Origin of the sequence: Campylobacter sp. TTU-622 (genome assembly GCF_016598965.1) — a bacterium.
Taxonomy (GTDB): Bacteria; Campylobacterota; Campylobacteria; order Campylobacterales; family Campylobacteraceae; genus Campylobacter_D.
The window spans coordinates 1-6,491 of sequence record NZ_JAENKR010000074.1 but is presented as its reverse complement, the minus strand read 5'-3'; the positions used below and the strand labels follow the sequence as shown (position 1 = coordinate 6,491).

The 6,491-nt window shown below is 23.9% G+C and carries 4 protein-coding genes and 3 pseudogenes; 4 read left to right on the top strand and 3 right to left on the bottom strand.

The window, feature by feature from the left end; genetic code table 11:
• A partial coding sequence (locus JG677_RS06560) for an ATP-dependent DNA helicase (RefSeq protein ID WP_200285843.1) occupies positions 1-1,241 on the bottom strand: 1,241 nt, incomplete at its 3' end.
• A gap of 46 nt (positions 1,242-1,287) precedes the next feature.
• Between JG677_RS06560 and JG677_RS06555 the strand changes: the two genes are divergently transcribed.
• On the top strand, positions 1,288-2,607 hold the full coding sequence (locus tag JG677_RS06555) for an SH3 domain-containing C40 family peptidase (RefSeq protein ID WP_200217696.1): 1,320 nt from the start codon (positions 1,288-1,290) through the stop codon (positions 2,605-2,607).
• A gap of 428 nt (positions 2,608-3,035) precedes the next feature.
• Here the strand turns inward: JG677_RS06555 and JG677_RS06550 are convergent.
• Together JG677_RS06550 and JG677_RS08865 are read right to left on the bottom strand one after the other, a co-directional pair.
• Positions 3,036-3,628 (bottom strand): annotated as a pseudogene (locus JG677_RS06550) (C39 family peptidase).
• Positions 3,613-4,438: pseudogene (locus tag JG677_RS08865) on the bottom strand (hypothetical protein). Before JG677_RS08865 ends, JG677_RS06550 begins: the two co-directional pseudogenes overlap by 16 nt.
• Before the next feature lie 150 nt (positions 4,439-4,588).
• On the opposite strand from JG677_RS08865, the pseudogene JG677_RS06535 reads away from it, so the two are divergent.
• The 3 genes and pseudogenes from JG677_RS06535 to JG677_RS06525 form a co-directional block, all read left to right on the top strand.
• Positions 4,589-4,792 (top strand): annotated as a pseudogene (locus JG677_RS06535) (bacteriocin); the annotation flags it as partial.
• 179 nt (positions 4,793-4,971) lie between these two features.
• On the top strand, positions 4,972-5,580 hold the full coding sequence (locus tag JG677_RS06530; RefSeq protein ID WP_200285840.1) for a hypothetical protein: 609 nt from the start codon (positions 4,972-4,974) through the stop codon (positions 5,578-5,580).
• Positions 5,565-5,918 (top strand): hypothetical protein, encoded by a 354-nt coding sequence (locus JG677_RS06525; protein WP_200285838.1) that lies wholly within the window; start codon positions 5,565-5,567, stop codon positions 5,916-5,918. Before JG677_RS06530 ends, JG677_RS06525 begins: the two co-directional genes overlap by 16 nt.
• Positions 5,919-6,491 lie beyond the last annotated feature (573 nt).

Sequence of the window (6,491 nt, the reverse complement as noted above, 5' to 3'; positions counted from 1 at the left end):
GATCTAAAATTATCAATCCTAGAATAAAGTATTTTTAAACTATTTGGATTTATAGCTCTTGAAAGAGCTACATAAAGTTGTCCATTTTCAAATATATTATTAATATCGCAAATTAATTTTTCTATACTCATACCTTGAGACTTGTGAATTGTTATAGCGTATGCAAGTTTTATAGGAAATTGTCTAATGCTTGCACGAATATTAACTTCTAAATCATTTTGATTTTGACTTAATTCTTCCATATTAAAAGTATAAGGTTCTAATAAAACAATTGTGCCATTATTTTTTAAAATTTCAATATAAATTTCTTTATCTTTTTCAAAAATATCTTTTATAATGCCTTGTTCCCCATTATAATAATTTTTTTCCCAATTATTTAAACAAAATATTATTTTAGCACCTATTTTTAATTTTAATTCTTCTAAAATATTTAAACTTTTAACCCAAGAATATAAAACCTTATCTTCTAAAGTTGGATCTTCTTTTTTAATTTGTGCTTTAAAAATTATCAATTCACTTTTAAGTTTGCTTAATTTTTGAGAATTGATTAAATCAACTTTTTTATTTATGCCACATAATAAAGTAAAATCATCAGATATTTCATCAAATTCTGTTTCTTTTATTAGCAGTTTTTCAAAATATGAAAAAATACTATCATTAACTTCTCCTTTTCTTAAAAAAGATAAATAATGATAAAATTCTTCATTATCTGTTCTTTTGGATATACTTAACTTTAAAAATTTAAAATTTAAATCATTCCAAAATATAGAATTAAAAGCATAAAAAGAATTAGAAAATAATGTTTGATTATTATCTTTTATTACAGGAGGTAATTGAAAAAAATCTCCAACAATTAAAATCTTGCCATTAAAATTTGCATTTTTTAACCTAAGAACAATCATATCAAAAACATTTGCACTTACCATTGAGATTTCATCAATAATAATTAAATCAGTTTTTTTTAAAATTTTATTTAATTTTGTAATTTTTTCTTTTTGTTTTTTATCATAAAATGCAAGCTCACTTTGGCTTATACTTCTTCCGAAACAAAAAAAACTATGTAAAGTAATTCCATTGATATTAAACGCACTTAAAGCAGTAGATCCTAAAGAAACAACATTTTTACCTTGTTTTTGATAAAGCGTTTTTAGTTTATTTGTCAAAAACGATTTTCCAACACCAGCACCACCACTTAAAAAAACATTATTTTTTTCTAAAATTTTCTCTAGTTTATCAAGCATTATTTTTCCTTATTATAATTATAACTATTTTTATAAAGGTTTTTTTATGTATCATTATTTTTTATTTATTATTTTGTTATTTATAAATGGATGCGCATTAAATACACAGCAGCCACCTAAAACCAAAACTCCGCAGTATGCACATTTTAAATTTGAACAAAATGTTTCTATATTGCCTAAATTAGATGAAAATTTTTCTATTAATAATGCTTATAAAAAACATTTTTTTCGTCCTTGGCATAGTAATTTTAAAAAGTTAAAAAATGAAGATTTATTTTGGGCTTTTAAAATGTATAAAAATCAAAAAAATCAATTTTATTTCTTTAATAAACAAAAAATCTCCCAGCTTTGGTTTGATGAACAAATTAAAAACTCAAATATCCAAAATTTAGGATCCATAAATAAAAAAGCCTTAGTTATACAAAATTCTTTAATCAGAAATTTACCAAGCCCTAAAGCTATCTTAAAAAATCCTTTTGAAGAAGGAGAAGGCCTACCTTTTGATTATGCACAAAATGCTATTTTAAACATAGGATCTGCCATCTTAGTATCTCATTACAGTAAAGATAAACGCTATGCTTTTATAATGAGTGAAAATGGTTTTGGCTTTATTAAAGCTAATCATTTTGAATTTATAAATGATCATAGAGCAAAAATCTATGAAAATTTAAATTTTATAACTCCGCTTAAAGAAAAAGTATCAATCTTTGATATAAAGGGAAATTTTCTATTTCAAACACGTATTGGAGCTATTTATCCTTACTATAAAAAAGATGAAAATTATTATTATGGTAAAATTGGATCCTATAAATATAAAGCTAAAAAAACTCTTTTTTCAACTTTTCCTATAAAATTAAATGATGAAAATTTAAAAAATCAAATTTCTCAAGTTCTAAATCTTCCTTATGGATGGGGAGGATATGACTTTGAACGCGATTGTTCTTTATTTACAAGAGATTTATTTTCTGCTTTTGGAATTTATATGCCTAGAAATTCTTATGCACAAATTACTAGTTTTGATTATTTTGACATTAGCAAGTTAAATCAAAAACAAAAAGAAGATTTTCTTGATCGTTTTGCTAAACCTTATCTTAGTTTGCTTTATTTTCCTGGACACATTATGCTTTATGGAGGAAAAATAAATAATACACATATTGTATTACATAGTGCTTGGGGAGTAAAAGGTTATAATAATACTAGATTATTAATTTCTCAAAGTGCTATTACCTCTTTACAAATAGGAAAAAACCAAACCAATATCCCAAATGAAAATTTGTATATTTCAAAACTAAGCAAAATTGCTTTTATGAATCTTAATTCAAATGAAAAAAATATCATAAAATCTTATCTAAAAAATCTTTTTTAGATAAGAAAATACAATCATTATTTTAAACTAAAATTTAACTAAAAAGCAAAAATGATATAGAATAAATTTAGAAAATCTAAAAATTCTAAAAGCTAAAAAAGCATTCAAATATCAAAGTCTTTAAATATTTTTAATCAAATAAAAATTAAAATAAACAATAGATTTTAACTTAATAAATCCTATACTTTTTTATGATTTAAGTAAAAGAGTTCTTAAACATAAATAAAAAATTTACTATTACTTATTTAAACTAAAAATTAAAGATAAGCTAACTTTTTTAAAAATAGCTTGAAAAGTTTTTAAAAGTTTAAAAAACTTAGAAATTTATCCTTTATAAGTTTATATAAAAGCAAATCCTACTCTATTATTAATTTAGTTAAAAATTAATTCTTTATATATCATTTTAACGCTTTCTTTTAAATATAAAATCAATACAAACTAAAAGGTCTAAAGTCAAAATTTAAAGATTTTGGTATATTAAGTTTAAATTTTTTTAGCTCTTTTTTAGGTGCTACTATTAAAGCGTAGCCACCTTTATTGTATCTATCCCATACACTAAAAAACTGACTTTTAGAACTTATATATTCCCCATGACTTGGATCAAGTATTTGTAAATAATTGCCTTTATGATTTATAATTACCACAAAATGCGGGAAGCACGGATCATCTTCAATTTTTACAAGCATTGGAATATTTACAAGCTTATCTAAACTTTCTCTATTAATTTGATATGAATTACTTTCATAGCCTAGCTTTTTAACCGCATCGCTTAAATCTGCAAAGCTTATCATATCAGTGTAAAGTTGTTGTCCACTCATTATTTCCAAAAGTTTAAGCTCATTAAACTTTTGATTATCAAGTATATTAATTAAAGTTGCCAAAGATGAAGCTCCACAAGACTCTTCATAAGTTTGTCTTATTACTCTTTCATTTTTTCTTGATAAGACTTGACTATAAATTCTGCCTTTAAGAATAAAGGCAGAATAATAAATATTAATAATATTTTTAAAATTTTTTCCATAGATTGATACCAAAAATTGCATCAGGTGCAGCAGAGCTTCCCCCAAAACTAGCATTAACAGAAACTGCGGTATCCAAACTAATGCTATAAGTAGAACCTAAACTTAAAGTTGGAATAGAACGCACTTCAGAATTTTGACAACCATTGATTTTTTGCTCGGTTTGTAATCTTTGCTCTGCTCCTAAATCTAAAGTGATTTTAGGACTTAGAATGATAGATAAATCCCCACCCACATAAATGCTATTTCCATACTCTATTTTAAGGGCTTTAAATTTTCTTGTTTGGTTATAACCAAATCCTGTATAAATACTATAAACTACAGGATCGCTGTATCCTCTTAAACTAACTTGTAGGTTTTGTGATTTTAGATAAAAGTTTTTGGTTTGATTGACTGCTTTTTCTCTTTGAACGATCGCAGTTTGAAATGTAATTTGTGGAATTAAATTTGCAATGCTATCGCCTGTATAAATAAAACCTAGCCATAAACTATCAAAGCCTATTCGGTTTTTACTAAAATACTCATTTGTAAAAAATTTGTATATTCTTGTCTCACATAACTTCCACCCCTTAAAATAAGTATATTAAGCTTAGGAGTCAGAGTATAAATAAAAGTTTAAGTTAAAAATATCTGCTTTGTATCATTCCAAATTGTAGGGTCTCCACCTATTGTTTAGGATAAAGTGCATAAGAATTGACATTTCCTGTGCTAAGTAGTGAAAAACTAGTAACACTTCTTAAGCCTATTTGTTTTTTAAATAAATTATCTATATTTAACTCATTACTAGTAAAAACACAACCAGCCAAAACCATAAACGCTAAACTAAACAAATCTTTTTCATTGTTACCTTTCTAAATGTTTTTAAAAATTTTTTTAATAAAACAAGAAAAATTTGATTTTAATATTAAATTTATGATATTATGTAAATAAAGAATAAATATAATAAAAATTAAGAAGAAATTATGTTAAAAAAATTGGCAAGTTCATTGATTTTAGGTTCTTTGTTGGTAAGTTCTGCTTTTGCTGGGGATTTTTTAGCTAAAGTTAGTAATGGTGCAATAAACGATAACTCTCAAGGCATAAAGGCTCTTAATTTAGATGAGATGAAACAAATAGTAGATGGTGCATTCTATCATAGAGTATCTAAACTTAATAAATATGGATATAAAGTCTGGCTTGCAAGTGATTCAATGTATATTACAACCGATGCAAATGGAAATCTTAAATCGAACTCTGGAATAGATTCAGTAAGAAAAAAAATGGGATATCAAGAAAACAGAATAGTTATATTGGGAGTTAAAGATAATATTCTTATATATAAAATGAATTAAGGACATTTAAACAAATGCTAAGTAGTTTTCAAGTTAACAACACGCCATTTGGTGCTGTTATTGATTACAAGCGTGATAAAGAATATTGTGGTGGAATTTATAATGATAGCTCTAAATGGCAAGAAATCTTAGACAATAAATTTAATCAATTTTCAAAAGATGAAAATCATAAAAATATAGATAAAAATGATTTTTTAAATATCTATAGCGATAATAGTAACAACTATGTTAGCAATGAAATCACTAAATATATTAATAATATAAAAGATTTAAATGGAAATAAAATTGATTTTAATAGCTTAGATTCCAAACAGCAAAGTCTTATTATTTCTTTTCTAAGAACACCATTAGAACAAACTAATATCTATGGGACAAGAGCAAAATTAAGTGATATAAAAATAGATTTAAATGATAATAATGAACTTTATATCGAGGCAAATCTTCATACTATCGATGGAAAAACTCTTAGTATGGGAGCAGAATTTTCTATGCAAACAATGGATGAAAATAAGTATGGAAGCTATGGTTTTCTAGAACATAATGATAGCCAAATATATAAATTTTCATTTGTAAGTGATAAAAATTTAAGCACAAGTGAAAGAAAAATTTGCTCACAAATATAAAAAATGCCGACATAAAATCACTTGATGATTTTAAAGAAGATATAGATATTAGCATTTATTTTAACGATGATGGAACAGAGGGTAAATTTACTAGCTTTTCCATATATGATAAATCAAATTTTGAACTTGATATTCAAAAGGCTCATGAAAATGTTAAAAATCTTCCAAAAGAAGAAAATGAAAAAGAATCTTCAAATTTTATTCTTGTAAATATTTATTGGGATATTGTAAGAAAAGATTTAGAAAATTTCAAAACTAATTTAAAAAATAAGCAAGAAAATCTTTTTATTAAAAATTCTATTTCACCATTGAAAGATATATTAAAAAATAATATTTAAATAATTTAGAAATAATTTTACTTTTTAATCAAGTAAAAGCGTTTTATATTTTTAAACTTCTTTAGCATTTAACTCTAGTCTTATCTAAACAAAAAAGCCTCTTCGGCTTTATCTTTTAACTTCTGCAAACCATTTATATCTTAAAGTTTTAACATTAAATTCTATCATCTTATTATCTTTTTCTTTTAGTAATTATAAAAAGTTTTTCTTCTTTTTTTTATAAGAAATAATACATATTTTGCTGTATCTTTCATCATAAATAGATTTGCTATAATATTAAGAATTTCTTTTAAAACTTAATTCTCAGTGATATAAAGCTCGTTGTTTTTTCTCATCTTATTTTATTTTAGTATTATTCTTCCTATAATTCTAAGTCTATTATTTTGCATCTATTTTATAAGCTTTAACCTTAAGTAAGTTTATATTTGATTTAGCATCTATATCTTTTGTTTTAATACTTATCTTTAAAACTCTTACCAATCCAATAAATATTTAATATTCTAAAAACTTTTTAATATTAAAAGATTGATTTAAAACTTTATCTGTTTTGTTGTAATTTGTAAGCTAACATTT